Raw genomic sequence first — 17,915 nt, 5'->3', positions numbered from 1 at the left:
AGAGGATTCAGGCAGAGAGAGAAAGTGAGAACCGCCATTGTGACGGGGCATCGAAACTACGTCCTCACTTCTGCTGAGCGGTCGCTAGCTCGCCGACGATCTCGGGATTGCGAAGGATCTCGGTGCCCTCGAGGCGTTCGTCGGCGACGACGGACTCGAGGACGCGATACATCGTCTTGCCGGAGTGAGTCTCGGGTAGCTCGGGCGTGAAAAAGACTTCCGACGGACAGGCGAACCGGCCGACGCGGCGTTCGATGGCCGTATCAACCGCCTCCCGGAGCGCGTCGGGGTCTTCCCGACCCTGTTCGGCGGTGACGAACACCGAGAGCCCGCCCCGGTCGTCGGGACCGTCGACGACGGCGGCTTCGGTGATTCCGTCGACGGCCATCACCGCAGCCTCGAGTTCCGCCCGGCCGAGGCGATACTCCCCACCCGTGAGGACGTCGTCGACCCGACCGACGATCGAGACGTAGCCGTTCTCGTCGAGTCTGGCCAGATCACCCGTAAAGTACACCCAGTCGCCGTCGTCGGGATCGGAAAACTGCGCGAAGTACTCCTCGCGAAACGTCTCGGCGTCGTCGGAGCGAGCCATCGACGGCCAGGGCCGCGAGATGGTCAGATACCCCGTCTCGCCGGGGTCGACCGGATCGCCGTCGTCGTCGACGACGCGGGCGTCGATCCCGGGCAACGGCTGTCCGACCGAGCCGGGCTCCATCGCCGAGACGGCGGGCAGCGTCGAGAGCAAGACGCTGCCGGTTTCGGTTTGCCACCACGTATCGACGATCGGACACGCTTCGTTGCCGACGTGGGTGTAGAACCACTCCCAGGTATCCGGGCCGATCGGTTCGCCGACGGTTCCGAGCAGTCGTAGCGAGGAGAGGTCGTGTTCTTTGGGGTACTCTTTGCCCCACTTCATGAACGTCCGGATCGTTCCCGGACTGGTGTAGAAGACGTCGACGGCGTGGCGCTCGATCAGTTCCCACGGGCGGTGTCGGTCCGGATACCGGAGCGTCCCCTCGTACAACAACACCGTCGTCCCGAGCGCGAGCGGCCCGTAGACCATGTAGGAGTGGCCCGTAATCCAGCCAGCGTCGGCGGTACACAGGTAGGTGTCGCCGGGCTCGAGGTCGAAGACGGTCCGACTCGTCCAGGCCGTTCCGGCGAGGTAGCCGCCGGTGGCGTGGGTGAGTTTCTTCGGCTCGCCGGTCGTGCCCGAGGTGTGGATGACGAAGAGCCCGTCGGTGGCCTCGCGGGGTACCGGCGGTACCGACTCGCCCTCGTGACGTTCGACGAGATCAGCGTAGACGTACTGATTCGAATCGAGCGAGAGGGCGTGAGCGTCCCCCAGCCGGTCGACGATCACGGTCGGGATCGACTCACCGAGCGAGTGCATCGCGGCGTCGGCCTTGCGCTTCTGGTCGATCGCCGTCTCCTCGCGGTAGAAGCCGTCACAGGTCACGAGCGCGCTCGAGTCGGTCCCGTTCATCCGGGCGACGAGCGCGTCCGGTGCGAACCCGGCGAAGACGACGTTGTGGCGAGCACCGATGCGTGCACACGCGAGCATCGCGATCGGCAGCTCCGGGATCGTCGGCAGATAGATCGTCACGACGTCGTTCTCTTCGACGCCTAATTCCCGGAGCGCTGCGGCGAACGCCGTTACCTCTCGTTGCAGGTCGCGGTAGGTGTATGTCCGACACTCGCCGCGCTTGCCGACCCACCTGATCGCGAGCTGGTTCTTTCGTCCCGCCGCGCAGTGGCGATCGACACAGTTCGTCGCGGCGTTTATCTTTCCGCCGGCGAACCACCGGAAGAACGGTGCGTCGTCGTCCTCGAGGACAGTATCGTACGGTTCGCTCCAATCGAGCAACGACGCAGCGTCCTCCCAGCAGGCCGGCCACTTCCGCTCGAAGCGGTCGTAGACGGTCCGATCGGTCACGTTCGCGTCACGGACGAACGAGGACGGTGGCCGGTATCGGCCCTCGCTCGACCGTGCGGGTCCCTCGTCGATGGCCATTCGATGGTAATCAGGTACTGGTCCATCCATCGACATGAGCTTTGTGATTAGCTCTCAAGAACCGACATAGTCTGTCTCACATCGCACAAATATCCTCCCCGGGGATGGAAAGACAGTTGAGATCCCACCTCGAAGGGACCGGACATGCGAATCGCCGTTCCTAACAAGGGCCGCCTGCACGAGCCGACGATCGACCTCTTAGAGCGGGCGGGACTCCATCTCGAGAACGGTGCCGACCGCAAGCTCTACGCGGAGACGGTCGATCCCGAGGTCACCGTTCTCTTCGCCCGTGCGGCTGACATCCCCGAGTACGTCGCCGACGGCGCAGCCGAGATGGGGATCACGGGCTACGACCAGGTCAGGGAAGCCGCCGTCGACGACGTCGCCGAGTTACTCGACCTCGCGTTCGGTCGCTGCCGACTCGTCCTCGCTGCGCCCGAAGACGGCATGATCGACTCCGTCGACGACCTCGAGGGCGGCACCGTCGCGACGGAGTTTCCGACGATCACCCGCGAGTTCTTCGACGAGCGAGGCGTCGAGCCCGACGTCGTCGAGGTCACTGGGGCGACCGAACTCACGCCCCACGTCGAGATGGCCGACGCCATCGTCGACATCACCTCGACGGGGACGACGCTCGCGGTCAACCGGCTGGCGATCGTCGAGGAGGTGCTCTCGAGTTCGGTCCGGCTGTTCGCCCGCGAGGAGGTCACGGGAGAGCCAAAAGTCGAGGAGGTACGGACGGCGCTGTCGTCGGTCGTCGCCGCTGACGGGAAACGGTATCTGATGATGAACGTTCCGGAAGAACGACTCGAGGACGTCCGCGACGTCATCCCCGGGCTCGGCGGGCCGACGGTGATGGACATCGCCAACGGGGACGACGGAACGGTCGCCGTCCACGCAGTCGTCGACGAACGCGACGTCTTCGAGACGATCACCGAGGTCAAAGACCGCGGCGCGAGCGGGATTTTGGTGACCGAGATCGAACGGCTCGTCGAGTGACGATGCCACCGAAGCGGCGTTAGTCACCACCGTGGCTCGACGCCGCCGAGGCGGCGTTCGTCCGCTTCGACGGGCGGAGAGAGACCGCACGGAGCGTGGTCGGACGATCAGAGAGTCTGACCGGACGACTGGAAGGGTGACCTGAGGCGAGGCGAGGAAACGCCAGCAGTTCTCGGCTGTAGTGAACGAACGCGCGTCGAATCGGGTGGCGTCGTGCCGACGAACGGGAAACGGCGTTACTCGAGCAGGCCCAGATCCTCGAGTCGCGAGACGATCTTGTCGACGGCGTGTTCGGCGTCTTCGGGTTTCTTGCCGCCGGTGATAACGAGCTTGCCGGAGCCGAACAACAGGGCGACGACTTCGGGTTCGTCGAGCCGGTAGACGAGTCCGGGGAACTGCTCTGGCTCGTACTCGATGTTTTCGAGTCCCAGTCCAATGGCGATCGCGTTCAGGTTGAGATTGCGGCCCAGGTCGGCCGAGGTCACGATGTTCTGGACGACGATCTCGGGATCTTCGTTGACCTGAATCTCGAGTTCGCGGAGTTTGTCGAAGACGATGCGTAGACTCTCGTGGACGTCGTCGGTGCTTTTCGCGCCGGTACAGACGATCTTGCCCGACCGGAAGATGAGCGCGGCCGATTTGGGGTTCTGGGTTCGATAGACGAGCCCGGGGAACTGCTCGGGATCGTAATCTGCGCCCTCTAGGTCCATCGCGACGCTTTGAAGGTCGAGTTCTTGTCCGATGCCGGTCGACGCCACCACGTTTTCGATGTTGATAGTCTCCTTCGGGTCCGTCATTCGTCGCTTAAAAAGACGTATTTAAGGTTTATAAAGGTTGGTGCCGCCACCTGATCTGTCCGGTTTGTGTAGTGGTTAGCGTAGTCATACTGTCGGTCATGGACCGGTGAGCTGGTGTCTGGGTGATCCGGCCGTTGAACGTGTGTCTGGCCGTGCTGTCACCAGCCGTGTTCACGTCGGTATGACCGACAGTATCAGTGAGACGTCACGGACGGTATCGAACGCCGACCGGTACGCTCTTGACGCGTGGACGGCCACGACCGAACGTACGTGTACCTGCTCGAACTCGGTGGTGACGACGACGCGTTCGCGGCCTTCGAGGCTCGCAACGCTGTGACTGGCTGCTCCCTGATCGCACCGGGGCTGGCAGTTGCACGAGCCGTCGTTCCCGGTCGTGCTCGCGGACTGGCGTACACCCACCGCGTGAGCGAACTCGTCGGTCGGACCGACGCCGACGTCGAGCGTGCCCGGGCGACGCTCGAGGCCGCGACGGTCGAGACCGACCGCGAGGGATCGGTCGCGGTGCGTGCGACCGACGTCCACGGCTCGAGCGGCGTCGATACCCAGCGGGCAGAGCGCGTCCTGGGACGCGTCCTGGTCGAACGGGGATTCGAAGTCGACCTCGAGGAGCCCGATCACGTCCTCCGGGCTGCCTTTTCGGAAGGGAAAGTAAGCGAAACCGGGCCGCGGTCGACGACCGAGGGAGACGAGCCGACGGACGAACGCGTCTCGGTCTGTGCGCTCGGCTGGCTCGAGGTCGAAAGCGTCAGAGATTTCGGAACGCGCAGCCCGACGGACAAGCCCTTCTTCCAGCCCGGCAGCATGGATCCGCTGCTCGCGCGAGCCGTCGCGAACGTCGCCGGTGCGGGTCCCGGCCGGACGATCCTCGATCCGATGTGTGGCACCGGCGGCGTCCTCGTCGAGGCGGGGCTCGTCGGTGCGGACGTCGTCGGAATCGACGCCCAGGAAAAGATGGTCGACGGTGCCTGCGAGAACCTCGGACACTACCTCGAGGGCGACTCGCCCGTCGGCCTCCCGACCGGCGAGTGGCACGTCGGTCGCGGCGACGCCACCCGGTTGCCGCTCGCTGACGACGCGGTCGACGCAGTCGTCTTCGATGCACCCTACGGACGCCAGTCGAAGATCGAGCAACACCGACTCGAGGACCTCGTCGCCGGTGCACTCGGCGAGACACGACGGGTTGCCTCTCGCGCCGTCGTCGTCGCCGATCGGACGTGGGCCGACGCGGCGGAAACTGCGGGGTGGGAACTCGAGGCGACGTTCGAGCGACGGGTCCACCGGTCGCTGACGCGGTACGTGATGGTATTAACTCACAGCTGAGAAGTCGTTGCCGGACGTGACCAGGAGAGTCGCCTCTCGTTTCGGTCACTTTGGGAGTCGATACACCGACTGGCGAGCGTCTTCGAGGCTGACGCGACTCTCTACGAGGTCGTTTCGCTCGAGCTGGCCGAGCGCGTACCGGACGGTCCGCGCACAGAGTCGCGACTCGGTCGTGATCTCGTCTTGGGTCATCGCGCCCTCGTACTCGAGGACTTTGTAGACGAGTTTCGCGCTCGGTGGGAGGTCGTCGACGCTCGCGTCGGCGGTCGTATCGGGTTTCTGATCGGACGTCTGCATGAGAGGGTAGATTCGGTCGGTACTTACGGCGCGATTCCGGGGACCGTTCCGCCGTCGCGTTCGGGTGGAGTCGTGATCGTCACCACATGTTCGCGATCACGAGAGTCACGTAAGTACGTTGTCTACCGTTCAACGCCGTAGGCGATCGCTACCCCGCAATTGAGATCGCCGGGAGCGTCGCAACCGGACGACGATAGCCAACACATACTAACTGTCCCCCGGCGTGAGTCCCGGATATGTTCGGAACGAGCGGCGTCCGTGGCACCGTCGGCGACGACGTGACAGCGGAACTCGCCCTGTCGATCGGTCGTGCCGTCGGAAGCGACGGCTACGAACGCGTCGTCGTCGGTCGCGACGTCCGCGAAAGCGGTGCGCTCTTGTGTGACGCCCTCACTGCGGGCTTGCGGGAGTGTGGAACGGACGTCCTCGAGGTCGGCGTCGCGTCGACGCCGACGATCGCGCGTTCGATCGAGCCCCTCGAGGCTGACGCCGGCGTCGTGATCACGGCGTCGCACAACCCGGCGACGGACAACGGCGTCAAGCTCTGGACGCCGTCGGGAAAGGCGTTCGGACCGAAGCGACGGGAATCGATCGCTCGGCGAGTCGAGACGGCCGACTACGACTTGCAGCCCTGGGACGGGCTGGGTTGGCGTCGTCGTGAAAGCGGTGTGCTCGACCGTCACGTCCGGTCGCTCCGGAAGGCGGTATCGATCGACGATCCGCCGAGCGTCGTCGTCGACGTCGGCAACGGCGCAGGCGGAATCACCGCACGCGCGCTCTCGGAACTGGGCTGTGACGTTCGGACGCTGAACGGACAGGAAGACGGTGCGTTCCCCGGCCGGCCGAGCGAGCCCACCCGGGAGACGCTCGGGACGCTCGCGGCTGTCGTCGCGAACACGGGAGCCGACCTCGGCGTTGCCCACGACGGCGACGCGGACCGGATGATGGCCGTCGACGACACCGGTACCTTCGTGCCGAAAGACGTTCTGCTCGCGCTGTTCGCTCGCGAGGCTGCACGCGAGGGTGAGGGTGACCGGGTAGCTGCCCCGGTCGACACGAGTCTCGCCGTCGACGACGCGGTAGCTTCGGTCGGTGCGTCCCTGGTCCGGACTCGAGTCGGGGACGTCTACGTCGCCGAACGGGCCACCGACGACGACGTCGTCTTCGGTGGTGAGCCAAGCGGCGCCTGGATCTGGCCGTCGGAGACGCTGTGCCCGGACGGACCGCTTGCCGCATGCAAGCTCGTCGAGCGCGTCGCCGAGCGTGGACCGCTGTCAGAGCTCGTAGACACCGTCGAGACGTATCCGATCCGACGGACATCGATCGAAGTCGCCGACAAAGACACCGTTATGGACCGCGTTCGCGAGCGCGTCGCCGACCGGTACGACGAGGTCGACGGCTTAGACGGCGTCCGGGTCGACGCCGGCGACGGCTGGTTCCTGCTTCGAGCCAGCGGCACCGAACCGCTCGTACGCGTCACGGCGGAGGCACGCGAAGGCGATCGGGCCGACGAACTCTACGAGGAGGCGACGGGAGTCGTCGACACAGCGCGGTCCTGATCGTGATCGAGCGTTCCGGCGACCGGAAGAACAGAAAGGCGCTGGTGAAACGAGAAACGAGGTCCGATTAGCGGCGTTCCTCGGGGATAAAGTCCGACGTCTTCATCTCGCGGTACGTCGAGCAGTCGGGACAGGCGTGGACGACGTCGCGGTTGTCCCCAAAGACCCGGGCAAACTGGCGTGTGACCTGGTTTCCACAGGTTACACAGCGGGGAGAGGCAGTCTGGCGATCCGATTCCAGCGGAGTCCACTTCGCGTCGGATGGATCCGTCGACATCATCCACTGGTTCCGACAGTACACTATTTACTATGGGCCGCATAACGTCGCCGTCGAGCGCACCGCCGTTCGATTCACGTCCCGAGTGGCCGCTCCGAGATTCGGGCGAACGACCGCTACGTCCGGGAGAAATTCAATATTTCCATATCGTAACGAGTGATTTTCGGGTGGCTACGAGGACGCTACGCTGTCGACATGCGAGACGAATGGGGCGTCGGCTCTACCGACGGCTGCGAGTCGGTACCGGCGCGACCACGACCCGTCTCGCGGTCCCACTGGGACACCGTCACAGCTATCGGTATCACGGTCGCGGCTCCGCGTCCGAGCGACGAAACCGACGGTCGGACACACGCTGGTCGCGGTGTATAGTGGACATATTTATCCGTCCCGTCGGAATACCTCGAGCCATCGATGAAAGCCGTCGTTCTCGCAGCAGGCGAAGGGACGCGCATTCGACCGCTGTCAGCCTCGCTCCCGAAGCCGATGCTTCCCGTCGCCGACCGCCCGCTCGTTGCCCACACCGTCGACGCGGCGATCGAGGCCGGTGCCGACGAGGTCGTGCTCGTGGTCGGCTACGAGGCAGCTGCCGTCCGGGAGTACTTCGGCGACGGGTATCGTGACGTCCCGATCAGCTACGCAGTCCAGGGAGAACAGGCGGGAACTGCTCACGCGGTAAATGCTGCTCGCGACCGTCTCGACGGGCCGTTTGCGGTGCTCAACGGCGACAATCTGTACGATCCCGACGCGGTCGCTCGCCTGTTCGAGTCGGGACCGGCCGTCTGCGCCATCCCCGTCGACGAGCCACGCAACTACGGGGTCCTCAGCACGGCCGACGAGACGGTCACCGACATCGTCGAAAAGCCGTCCGATCCGCCGACGAACCTCGCCAACGCCGGGGCCTACGCCTTCCCCGCCGAGGCCCGCGAGTGGCTCGAGGTTCCGCCGAGTGAACGCGGCGAACACGAGATCACCGACGTGCTCGCACGGGTAATCGAGGAGTACGCCGTCACGCCGGTCACGCTCGAGCGCTGGATGGACGTCGGCCGCCCGTGGGAACTGCTCGAGGCGAACGAGTGGAAACTCGCCGATCTCGAAGGACGGGTCGACGGCGACGTGGCCGCGGACACGGTTCTCGACGGAGACGTCGTCGTCGAGGAGGGTGCGACTGTCCGTTCGGGCGTCGTGATCGAGGGACCGGCGTTGGTCCGGACGGGTGCGACCGTCGGACCGAACGCCTACGTTCGGGGAGCGACCCTGATAGGCGAGGGTGCGAAAGTCGGTCACGCCGTCGAGGTGAAAAACAGCGTCCTCTCGGCGGGTGCGACCGTCGGCCATCTCTCGTACGTCGGCGACAGCGTGCTCGGCCGGGACGTCAACTTCGGGGCGGGAACGACGGTGGCGAACCTCCGTCACGACGATGCGGACGTCCGCTTTTCTGTCAAGGGCGAGCGCGTCTCGACCGGCCGGCGCAAGTTCGGCGTCGTCGCCGGCGACGGCGTCAAGACGGGGATCAACACCAGCCTGACTCAAGGCCTCAAACTCGAGTCAGGCGCTACGACCCGTCCTGACGAGACGGTCGAGCGAGATCGCTGAACACGGAGGCCAATACCTCGAGACGTCTTCGAACCCGTGACTGTCAGGTCAAAGGTTTATGTTGGTTGGCTGCCGAAACTGATACGGAGGGTGACGACGTCCTGATCCACCACCCGACCACCGTTCCACCCTCCGTGCGTGTTCGATTCCGAAACCGGTGTTCGGCCATCCGGATCCGGCCACGGGGGTAGCCGATCCGAACGCCGTCTCCCGGTTTCTCACGCGTCCGACGTTCTACGCACGTTCGACTGCTGCCCGATTCCCTTGCCTGGCTTATTACTACTGTGCATTCACAAAGCCTTTTGTATTCTATTCGCGTATGACGAGCCATGAGCGCCACCTCGTCAGTCGACGTCGAACGGACGATCGAACGGTGTCGGCCGGAAGACCTCACTCCGATCCGACTCGAAGCATCGGCCCTGGAATCGACGGCACCCGACCACCTGCGCGCCCTCGGACGTGAGTTGAATCGCGAGGGGCTGGTTCCGGCGCGGCTGGTCGTAAACGCCTGCTTCGACGCAGACTGCTCGCTTCGCACGCAGGCGGAAGCGAACCGGATCCGTGACTACGTCCGTGCGGCCTCGGTTCTCGGAGCCGGGACGGTGACCGTCGACTGCGAGACGATCGCCAACCCGCAGAAGGTCCGCCCGGCGCTCGCAGCGTGTGCCGAACGCGCCGAGCGCGAGGGACTGAGATTCGAGCTCGACGCGCCCATTACGATCGCGGACTGACCGCCAGACGATGGTCTCTCGGCGCGAACTCGCCCGTCGCCTCGAGTCAGTCACGGACTTCGAGGCCCCGTCGGCCGACCTCGAGCAGTATCTCACGCCGCCGGAGATCGCCGCCCACCTGCTCCAGTTCGCATCGTTACAGGACGATCTGACCGGCCGGTCCGTCGTCGACCTCGGTGCCGGGACGGGGATGCTCGCCATCGGTGCGACCGCGTTCTCGCCGACCCGCGTCGTCGGGCTCGAACTCGACCCGGACGCGATTGTACTCGCCCGCGAGAACGAGCGCCGCGTCGACCTCGAGTCGGCGGTCGCGGTCGACTGGGTCCGCGCCGATGCGACCCGGCCGCCGCTTGCGATCTCGGAGGCGACCGTCGTCTCGAACCCGCCGTTTGGCGCTCAGAACCGCCACGCCGACCGCCCGTTTCTCGAGTCGGCTCGTGAGCTCGCGTCCGTCTCGTACACTATCCACAACGAGGGGAGCCAGGCGTTCGTGGAGTCGTTCGCCGCCGACAACGGCGGCACCGTCACCCACGCGTTCCAGGCGACGTTCGAACTCGCCCGCCGGTTCCCGTTTCACGAACACGCGAGCCGAGAGCTCGAGGCGGAGGTCTTTCGCATCGAGTGGCGCTAGTACGTCTCCCTGCTCGCGACCTGCACCTCGGTGCCATCCGAACGCGCGTAGACTCCCTCGTCGTCGCGCTCGAAGGTGAGCCCACCCGCCGTCACCGTCTCGTTCTCGTCGGGAACGACGACGCTCGAGGTCGTTTCGTTCGGTTCGGTGACCTCGAGGACGAACTCGTCGCCGTCAGGCACGACCGTCACGGTCCGGCCGTCGATGCGGACGTCGGCCCGGACGGGATCGGAGGCGTACACGAGCTGGGGATCCTCGCCGTCGGTCCACAGTCGGACCTGGTAGGCGGTATCGTTGCCGACGGCGGACCAGCCCCGGCGGTCGACGTGGATCGTCTCGCGCCAGCCCGGGCCGCCGACCTCGATGGTCGCCCCGCCGTCGAAGGCGAGGCGTTGCGTCGAGACCGTCTCCATCCAGACGTTCCGGTCCGAACTCGAGACGACGACGCCACTTGCCTCGACGGTCGACTCCTCGCCGAAGACCTCGACGTCGACGATCGAGACCATCTCGTTTTCGACGTTCTCGACGTACGTGACGGTGTAATCCTCGACGACCACCGCGTTTTCGCTCTCGTCCCCGTGACCGCCGTCGACGATGAAGGCGTTCGCCGCGACCGCCGGTCCGGCGACGAGTGCGAGCACGAGGACGACGGCACCCACGGCGGCCTGTCGCCGGCTCAGATCGGAGAGGCGCGATTCGACCCGCGGTCGGGCCGCGAGTGCGAGTTCGCGGACGCGGTCGACGCTCGTTCCCGGACTCGACCTCGAGTCCGAGCCCGTATCAGCGAACCCGATCGCGAGAATTCGTTCGACGCCGTTTTCGTCGTGTCGCGAGCGTCCCGGAACGACCTCGCGGGCGCGATCGGGAACGATCGGCCGATCCGAAGCGGTCACCGACAGCGTGACGACGAGTGCGAGGATCGCGACGATGGCGACGCCGGGTCCTTGGAACAGGACGTAGGCGTCGTCGCGGAACCAGTAGATCGCCCACAACGAACTCGAGAACGCATACAGGAGAACGGCGATCCACAGTCGAAACGGACTGGGCCGATAGCCGCGTCGGGTGAAGACGGCGACAGCGAGCAAGAATCCGAGAAGAAAGCCCAGCGCGTGACCCTGGATGGCCGTCGTCGCCCATCCCGGCGCGGACGGGGGACTCGCCGACACCTCGTGGACGTAAATCGGCGACCGAAGCGCGTTGTAGGTCGTAATCGCCGCCCCCTGGACGCCAAGCGTCGCGACGAGCGTCGTGATCGGATACCGAACGATCGCGAAGCCGACGAAGGCGTAGACGACCCCAGAGAACCCGATCACAGGCCCGAGCGCAAAGACGCTGCTTACGAGTCCGATCGCGACGATGACGGTGGGGAAGACCACGAACGCCCGCACCCACGGGTTCGTCCGCCACGACCGCTTTCGGTCAGAGCGATCGTCACCCGACGGCGGGTAGTGTCCCCAGGCGTACTCCGCGATGGGTGCCACGACCAGCGTCCCGACGAGGTTCCCGATCAGGTGTCCCGAACTGGCGTGTGAGAACGGGGCCGTCGCCATCCCGAGCGGATAGAAGTACGACCACGCCCGGTAGGGTAACACGACCGGGTTCTCGAAGTCCGTGATCCCGTCCTGGACGAACAGGTACACCGCGAGGACGACCGTCATCACTACGAGCGTCCCCCACGGAACGCCGCCCACCAGCCGCGTTCGGAGCCGTTCGTGCCATCGACGATCGGGACACTCGAGTCGGTGGATAGTCCACAGCGAGGCGACGAGTGCGACGGCGACGATCATCGCGAGCACGCCTCCGAGCGATACCATGTCTCAAGCGTTCGCCCGGATCCGTATAGTGGTTTACGTCCCAACGGCGACGTCACCGTCCGAACCCGTCCCTTCGAAAGGTACAAGCGGCCGACGGTCGGAACGAGGGACATGGAACTGCGGGTCACCGAAAGCAGCGAGAACGAGCTTTCGATCGAGATCGCCGGCGAGGACCACACGTTCATGAACGTCCTCAAAGGGGCTCTGCTCGAACACGACGACGTCGCCGCCGCGACTTACGACGTGAACCCAGAACAGTCGGGCGGTCAGACCGAACCCATTCTGACGATCAAGACGGAATCCGGCGTCGACCCTCTCGACGCGCTCGAGGACGCCGCCGTGACCGTCCAGGAGAAATCACAGGCGTTCCGGGACGCCTTCGAGGCGGCGGCCTGATACCGCGGCATCTGTTTTCGGATAACACGTCAGCGTCCACCGGAGACTAGCACGCAGCGTAACGGACGACGACGTCACCCTCGACGACGTGGACGTCGATCTCCTCGGCTTCGTACCCCGATCTGACGTCCGCGTCCGCCTCGAGTAACGCGTCAGCGACGTCGTCGGCCAGCGCCGTCTCGTCGTTGTAGTCGTCGACCGTATCCTCGAGCACCACCGATCCGGAGACGATCTCCTCACCGGTACAGGACGGATCGAACTCACTCGGCGGTGGCGTCTCACCCGGATCGTCGTCGGTGTACTCCGCGACGACGTACTGGCGGTTCAGGTACTCCGCGAGCGCCCCGAGTCCGGCATCGGTCGTCCGACTCTCGTAGCCCTCGCTTTCCCGTTCGGCCTCGAGACGGTCGTGGATCTCGCCTTCGGTCTCTTCGAGGTCGAGTCCGGCCGCCGTCTCGCCGTCACCCGGCGCGTCGGGCGGCGTCGGCGTTCCGACGCCCGGCAGTATCGAGAGCGGAACGATTCCCGTCGCGAAGAGGCCGACGACGAGAACCAACACGGCGATGACCGGCGTATACGGCTTCGCGACCTCGAACCAGCTCGGCGTCTCGAGGTCGCGCTCGACGTCCTCGTAGGTCTGTTCGGTCTGTTCGAGCTCGGGGTTGCCACAGCGCGAACACGGCGGGGTGTTCTTGACGTGGTCGCGACCGCAGCTTGGACACCGCCAGACGTACTCCGGGCCGGTGTCGACGGTCTCGAGCTGCCGTTCGCGGACGACCGCCTCCTCGAAGCTGTTGTGTCCGCAGGTGTCACAGGGTGGGTCGTTCTCCTCGTGTGGCTTCCCACACCACGCACATCGCCACTTCACTGGTAGAAGGGGACGGCTGCGACGATATAAATCACCCTGTATCTCGTCCGGCGGCGACCGCCGGGGCGTCCACTCGAGGGCGGGTTCTCGCCAGCCGTTCGGACGCTACACCGGATCCTCGAGCGTGAACGTCTCGTCGCCCTCGAGGACGTGGACGTCGGCGTCGCTGCCGGTCGCACGCACTTCCCGCTCGAAGTCTTCGGGGTCCTGTTCGATCGGCGGGAACGTATCGTAGTGCATCGCCAGAGCGTGATCGGCGTCGAGCCAGTCGACGGCGACGCCGGCCTGCCACGGCCCCATCGTGAAGTGATCGCCGATCGGAACGGCGACGGCGTCGGGTTCGAGGAAGGGAGCGATGACGTCGCGCATCTCGGTCATGAGGCCGGTGTCGCCGGCGTGATAGAAGGTCCGGCTCTCGCCGTCTGCCTCTTTCGTCGGCATCGTATCGGAGACGACGAAGCCGGTCGGCATCCCAGCGTCGACGTCGTACTCGGTCATAATGCCGTTGGTGTGGTCGGCCCGGTGCATCGTCACGAACGCGTCGTCGCACTCGAGGGTGCCGCCGATGTTCATCCCGACGGTGTCGTCGTAGCCGAACTCGGACTCCACGTAGCTCGCGAGCTCGGGTGTCGCCACGAGCGTCGCGTCCGCGAACGCGTCCGCATCCGCGATGTGGTCGGCGTGGCCGTGGGTCAACAATACGTAGTCGGGGGTGTCGACGTCTGCCGGCTCGAGATCGGTCTTCGGGTTGTCGAAGAACGGATCGATCAACAGCTTCGTCTCGTCGACGGTAACGTGCCACGTCGAGTGACCGTGCCAGGTGAGTTCCATGTCCGTAGCTTCGTTCTACCGGCCGTTGCTTAAAGCTACCAGCCAGTATGTCGGTCGTTTCCGATCGTTCACCAGAGCGTACACACTCGATCGTCGGCAGTTTGATCGACGTACTGTCGTCCGTCGTGAACGTCATCGCGTCGCACCGGCCCCGCCGTGTGACACCCGAGCGGTCGCGATGGACGGTCCGGGGATGACCCGACACCGGCCCGCACATTCGAAGCGGCCAATCCGGTGGCCCCGGCCCTATTACTCCTGCACTACAGCCCCTCGTAGTCCGTCTATAGTAATGGGCCGGGCGAGTCTGGGTGTGGTTATGTTCGGACACCGTGTGTCATTAGTCTCCGTGGACGGGTACCGATCTGCGTCGGGGCAACTCGAGGTGGGTCGCTGATGTGTGGAATCATCGGACACGTCGGGACCGGCGATGCGATCGAGACGCTGTTGTCCGGTCTCGAGAACCTCGAGTACCGTGGCTACGACTCCGCTGGCGTCGCGGTTCAGAACGGGGCGGGGATCGAGGTCCGCAAACGCTCCGGGAAGGTCTCCGAACTGAAGGCGTCGGTCGGGAACCCTGGGCTCGAGGGGCGGATCGGCATCGGTCACACCCGCTGGAGCACGCACGGACCGCCGACCGACGAGAACGCCCACCCGCATACGGATTCGACGACGGACGTCGCGGTCGTCCACAACGGGATCATCGAGAACTACGCCGACCTCAAGTCCCGACTCTCCGAACGCGGCCACGAGTTCACGAGCGACACCGACACCGAGGTTATCCCACACCTCATCCAGCACTATCTCGAGGAGGGCTACGGAAACGAGTCCGCTTTCCGGCACGCGATCGACGCCCTCGAGGGAAGCTACGCCGTCGCCGCCATGCTGTCGGGCGAACACGCAATTTACGCCGCCCGGCAGGGGTCGCCGCTCGTCGTCGGGATCGACGACGGCGAGTACTTCCTCGCCAGCGACGTCCCCGCGTTCCTCGAGTACACGGACACTGTCGTCTACCTCGAGGACGGCGACGTCGCGATCGTTCGTCCCGACGGCGTCGAGTTCACCAACCTCGATGGGAGGCCGGTATCGCGGCCACCCGAGACCGTCGACTGGGATCCCGAACAGACGGGGAAAGGCGAGTACGATCACTTCATGCTCAAGGAGATCCACGAGCAGCCGACTTCGCTGGCCCAGACGATCGAGGGGCGCATCCAGCCCGACAACGCGTCGATTGACCTCGAGGGATTCGAACCGGGCTCGTTCGACGGGATCGATACCGTCCAGCTCGTCGCCTGTGGCACCTCCTATCACGCGGCACTTTTCGGGTCACTCGCGTTGAACCGGGCCGGCATTCCGGCCCGTGCGCTCTTGGCCAACGAGTACAGCGTCTGTTCGCCGCCAGTTCGGGACGGAACGCTGGTCGTCGCGGTCAGTCAAAGCGGCGAGACGGCAGACACCCTCTCGGCACTGCGAGCCGCAGACGCCGAGGGTGCACGGACGCTGACCGTCACCAACGTCGTCGGATCGACGGCCGCTCGCGTTGCCGACGAGTCGATCTGTATCCGTGCCGGTCCCGAGATCGGCGTCGCCGCGACCAAGACCTTCTCTTCACAGGCGGTCATTCTCGCGTTGCTCGCCCACCGGCTCGCGGCAGACGCCAGCGACGGGACCCCGTTCGACATCGAGTCGTTTCTCCCCGGCCTCGCCGCGCTTCCCGATCGGATCGACGGTCTGCTCGCGTCGTCCAACGCCGACCGGATCGCTCGCCGGTACGTAGATGCCGAGTCGTACTTCTTCATCGGCCGGGGGCTCGGCTTCCCGGTTGCCCTCGAGGGGGCGTTGAAGTTCAAAGAGATCACGTACGAACACGCCGAAGGGTTCGCCTCGGGCGAGCTCAAACACGGACCGCTCGCGCTCGTGACGCCGGAGACGCCGGTGTTTCCGGTCTTTACCGGCGAGGAAGACGAAAAGACGCTAAAAAATACGGAGGAGGCCGCGACCCGAGGTGCACCCGTCGTCGCCGTCTGTCCGGACGATCACCGGGCGACCGAACTCGCGGACGCCCACCTCGAGATCCCCGAGACGGAGCCCTCGCTCGCGGCTCTGCTCGCGAACGTCCAGCTCCAGCTCGTCTCCTATCATGCGGCCGACCTGCTGGATCGGCCGATCGACAAGCCGCGTAACCTCGCGAAAAGCGTCACCGTCGAATAATCCGTCGCCGCGTTCTCGATCACCGACCCAGGAGCCCTGCCGGGAGCCACGTTCGGACGTTCGGAGCGAACGCCGAGATCATCCGCGCGTCCGCATCGGTGAACGCGTCGGTGACGACGAGCGAGAGGAGATATACGAGGGTGACGATGATCGGGAGAACGACGACGACGACCACGTCCGACGCGACGAACGCGACGACTGGGAGGCCGGCGATCGTCGCCGGGGCGCCCGCGAGAACGACCTTGGCGAAGTCGCGGGTGAAGGTGTGGACGCCGTCGAGATAGTACAGCTCGCCGATGGTGAGTACGCCCACGAGCACGAGCGCGGTTGCGGAGCCGATTGCTGCACCCTCGATGCCGAAAATCGGAACGAGCGCTATCGAGACGACGAAGTTCGCGCCGAACAACACCGACGTGTTGAGAAAGACGACCCGCGAGTAGCCCATCCCCTGTAACAGCGTCCCGTCGGGACCGCCGAACGTGACGTTGAACAGAAATGCCACACAGAGCAAGGCGACGACGGCGCTGGCCTCGGCGTACTGAGGCGTGTACAACACTGCGAGGTACGAACTCGCGCCGAGTGAGAGCGTGATCGCGATCGGGATCGTAAAGCCGGCGATCCAGCGGGCGGCGACGCGAAACCGCTGTTCGACGAGGTCGGTGTCCTCTCTCGTCTCGGCGATCAGGGGCTTGAACACGGGTGCGAGCGAGCTGAAGATGATTACCAGCGCCGAGCCGACCATGTAGCCGACGCGATAGATGCCGACGTCGCCCGAGTTGAGGAAAAATCCGAGCACGAAGTAATCGACGTGGCCCATCAGGACGTAGACGACGCTCGTCATCGCAAGCGGCACCGAGTAGGTGAAAAGCGGCCGCGAGGGGACGAACTCGAGATCTGCCGAGACGATCGACCAGGCTCGATAGAGAAACACGATCGCGCCGACGGTGATCGCGACGAGCAGGCCGACGACGTATCCCCCGACGAGTCCGAGCAGGCCGAAGCCGGCGAGTAACAACCCGAGCGTGGCGACGAACCGGACGACCGGACGGACGAGGTCGCGAACCAGCACCCGGTACTGGAGCTTCTTGATGCTGTAGTAGGAGGTGAGTAACACGTTGTAGATCGCAAGCATCGGGATCGCGACGCTTAGCAGTACCAGTGCGACGGCCAACGAGGGTTCCCGAAAGAGTCCGCTAACGGTCGAGGCGCCGACGGTCAGCGCGATTGAAACGACGGTCGCGGAGACCAGTACTGCCGTCGTAACCTGGACGATGACGCCTTTCGCTTTGCCGGGTTCGTCGTCGTCGAGATACTGCGGAACGAAGTAATCGATCGCAAGCGGCAGACCGAGGTTCGCGAACACCTGCATGAAAAGCACCACGGACGTCGCGAGCACGAACAGACCGTACACCGACGGGCTGACGAAGCGGGTCATCAGCATCACGATGGCGAAGCCGAGTACGCCGTTGACGACGTTCCCGACGAACGTGATGCTTCCCTGCTTTGCGAGTACGGCGATGCCGTCGTCGTGGTCGGTCATAGTTCGATGTCGGACGCGT

At 65.2% G+C, this 17,915-nt stretch carries 16 protein-coding genes; 8 read left to right on the top strand and 8 right to left on the bottom strand.

The window, feature by feature from the left end:
• Window positions 1-64: 64 nt before the first annotated feature.
• A complete protein-coding gene (locus QQ977_RS00205; protein WP_285928725.1) occupies window positions 65-2,014 on the bottom strand; it encodes an acetate--CoA ligase in 1,950 nt (649 codons plus the stop codon).
• Between the two features lie 144 nt (window positions 2,015-2,158).
• Between QQ977_RS00205 and hisG the strand changes: the two genes are divergently transcribed.
• Complete coding sequence (gene hisG, locus QQ977_RS00200; protein ID WP_285926818.1) at window positions 2,159-3,013, top strand: ATP phosphoribosyltransferase; 855 nt, start codon at window positions 2,159-2,161, stop codon at window positions 3,011-3,013.
• 236 nt (window positions 3,014-3,249) lie between these two features.
• Here hisG and QQ977_RS00195 read toward each other — a convergent pair whose 3' ends face one another.
• The gene (locus QQ977_RS00195; protein WP_285926817.1) at window positions 3,250-3,810 is read right to left on the bottom strand and encodes a TATA-box-binding protein; all 561 of its coding nucleotides are present in this window, start codon (window positions 3,808-3,810) and stop codon (window positions 3,250-3,252) included.
• Between the two features lie 270 nt (window positions 3,811-4,080).
• Between QQ977_RS00195 and QQ977_RS00190 the strand changes: the two genes are divergently transcribed.
• Entirely contained in the window at window positions 4,081-5,151 is a 1,071-nt protein-coding gene (locus QQ977_RS00190; protein WP_285928724.1) for a methyltransferase domain-containing protein, read from the top strand.
• 45 nt (window positions 5,152-5,196) lie between these two features.
• On the opposite strand, the gene QQ977_RS00185 is transcribed toward QQ977_RS00190, so the two are convergent.
• Window positions 5,197-5,448, bottom strand: coding sequence for a MarR family transcriptional regulator (locus tag QQ977_RS00185; protein ID WP_285926816.1), 252 nt, complete (start codon window positions 5,446-5,448; stop codon window positions 5,197-5,199).
• A gap of 236 nt (window positions 5,449-5,684) precedes the next feature.
• Here QQ977_RS00185 and glmM point away from each other — a divergent pair, with 236 nt between their 5' ends.
• Window positions 5,685-7,007 carry a phosphoglucosamine mutase gene (gene glmM / locus QQ977_RS00180; RefSeq protein ID WP_285926813.1) on the top strand — a complete coding sequence of 441 codons (1,323 nt, stop codon included), beginning with the start codon at window positions 5,685-5,687 and terminating at the stop codon, window positions 7,005-7,007.
• Between the two features lie 67 nt (window positions 7,008-7,074).
• Here the strand turns inward: glmM and QQ977_RS00175 are convergent, their stop codons facing one another.
• On the bottom strand, window positions 7,075-7,284 hold the full coding sequence (locus tag QQ977_RS00175) for a DUF7563 family protein (protein ID WP_285928723.1): 210 nt from the start codon (window positions 7,282-7,284) through the stop codon (window positions 7,075-7,077).
• Window positions 7,285-7,695: 411 nt separating this feature from the next.
• Between QQ977_RS00175 and glmU the strand changes: the two genes are divergently transcribed.
• From glmU to QQ977_RS00160, 3 genes are all read left to right on the top strand, one after another.
• Window positions 7,696-8,877 (top strand): bifunctional sugar-1-phosphate nucleotidylyltransferase/acetyltransferase, encoded by a 1,182-nt coding sequence (glmU, locus tag QQ977_RS00170; RefSeq protein WP_285926811.1) that lies wholly within the window; start codon window positions 7,696-7,698, stop codon window positions 8,875-8,877.
• Between the two features lie 329 nt (window positions 8,878-9,206).
• On the top strand, window positions 9,207-9,608 hold the full coding sequence (locus QQ977_RS00165) for a hypothetical protein (protein ID WP_285926810.1): 402 nt from the start codon (window positions 9,207-9,209) through the stop codon (window positions 9,606-9,608).
• Window positions 9,609-9,618: 10 nt separating this feature from the next.
• Complete coding sequence (locus QQ977_RS00160; protein ID WP_285926809.1) at window positions 9,619-10,239, top strand: METTL5 family protein; 621 nt, start codon at window positions 9,619-9,621, stop codon at window positions 10,237-10,239.
• On the opposite strand, the gene QQ977_RS00155 is transcribed toward QQ977_RS00160, so the two are convergent.
• Entirely contained in the window at window positions 10,236-12,053 is a 1,818-nt protein-coding gene (locus QQ977_RS00155) for a rhomboid family intramembrane serine protease (RefSeq protein ID WP_285926807.1), read from the bottom strand. The genes QQ977_RS00160 and QQ977_RS00155 overlap by 4 nt on opposite strands.
• Window positions 12,054-12,164: 111 nt before the next feature.
• Between QQ977_RS00155 and QQ977_RS00150 the strand changes: the two genes are divergently transcribed.
• On the top strand, window positions 12,165-12,449 hold the full coding sequence (locus QQ977_RS00150) for a DNA-directed RNA polymerase subunit L (RefSeq protein WP_285926806.1): 285 nt from the start codon (window positions 12,165-12,167) through the stop codon (window positions 12,447-12,449).
• A 46-nt stretch (window positions 12,450-12,495) separates the two neighbouring features.
• Here the strand turns inward: QQ977_RS00150 and QQ977_RS00145 are convergent, their stop codons facing one another.
• Window positions 12,496-13,317: a hypothetical protein gene (locus QQ977_RS00145; protein WP_285926805.1), complete on the bottom strand. Its 822-nt coding sequence runs from the start codon at window positions 13,315-13,317 to the stop codon at window positions 12,496-12,498.
• Between the two features lie 105 nt (window positions 13,318-13,422).
• Window positions 13,423-14,148 (bottom strand): metal-dependent hydrolase, encoded by a 726-nt coding sequence (locus QQ977_RS00140; protein WP_285926804.1) that lies wholly within the window; start codon window positions 14,146-14,148, stop codon window positions 13,423-13,425.
• A 393-nt stretch (window positions 14,149-14,541) separates the two neighbouring features.
• Between QQ977_RS00140 and glmS the strand changes: the two genes are divergently transcribed.
• Window positions 14,542-16,356: a glutamine--fructose-6-phosphate transaminase (isomerizing) gene (glmS, locus tag QQ977_RS00135; RefSeq protein WP_285926802.1), complete on the top strand. Its 1,815-nt coding sequence runs from the start codon at window positions 14,542-14,544 to the stop codon at window positions 16,354-16,356.
• Window positions 16,357-16,375: 19 nt separating this feature from the next.
• Here glmS and QQ977_RS00130 read toward each other — a convergent pair whose 3' ends face one another.
• Window positions 16,376-17,896: a flippase gene (locus QQ977_RS00130; RefSeq protein WP_285926801.1), complete on the bottom strand. Its 1,521-nt coding sequence runs from the start codon at window positions 17,894-17,896 to the stop codon at window positions 16,376-16,378.
• Window positions 17,897-17,915: the final 19 nt, after the last annotated feature.

It is taken from the genome of Natrialbaceae archaeon AArc-T1-2, from assembly GCF_030273315.1.
Classification (GTDB): domain Archaea; phylum Halobacteriota; class Halobacteria; order Halobacteriales; family Natrialbaceae; genus Tc-Br11-E2g1.
The sequence above is the reverse complement of the archived record's forward strand: the minus strand, read 5'-3'. Positions and strand labels throughout refer to the sequence as shown.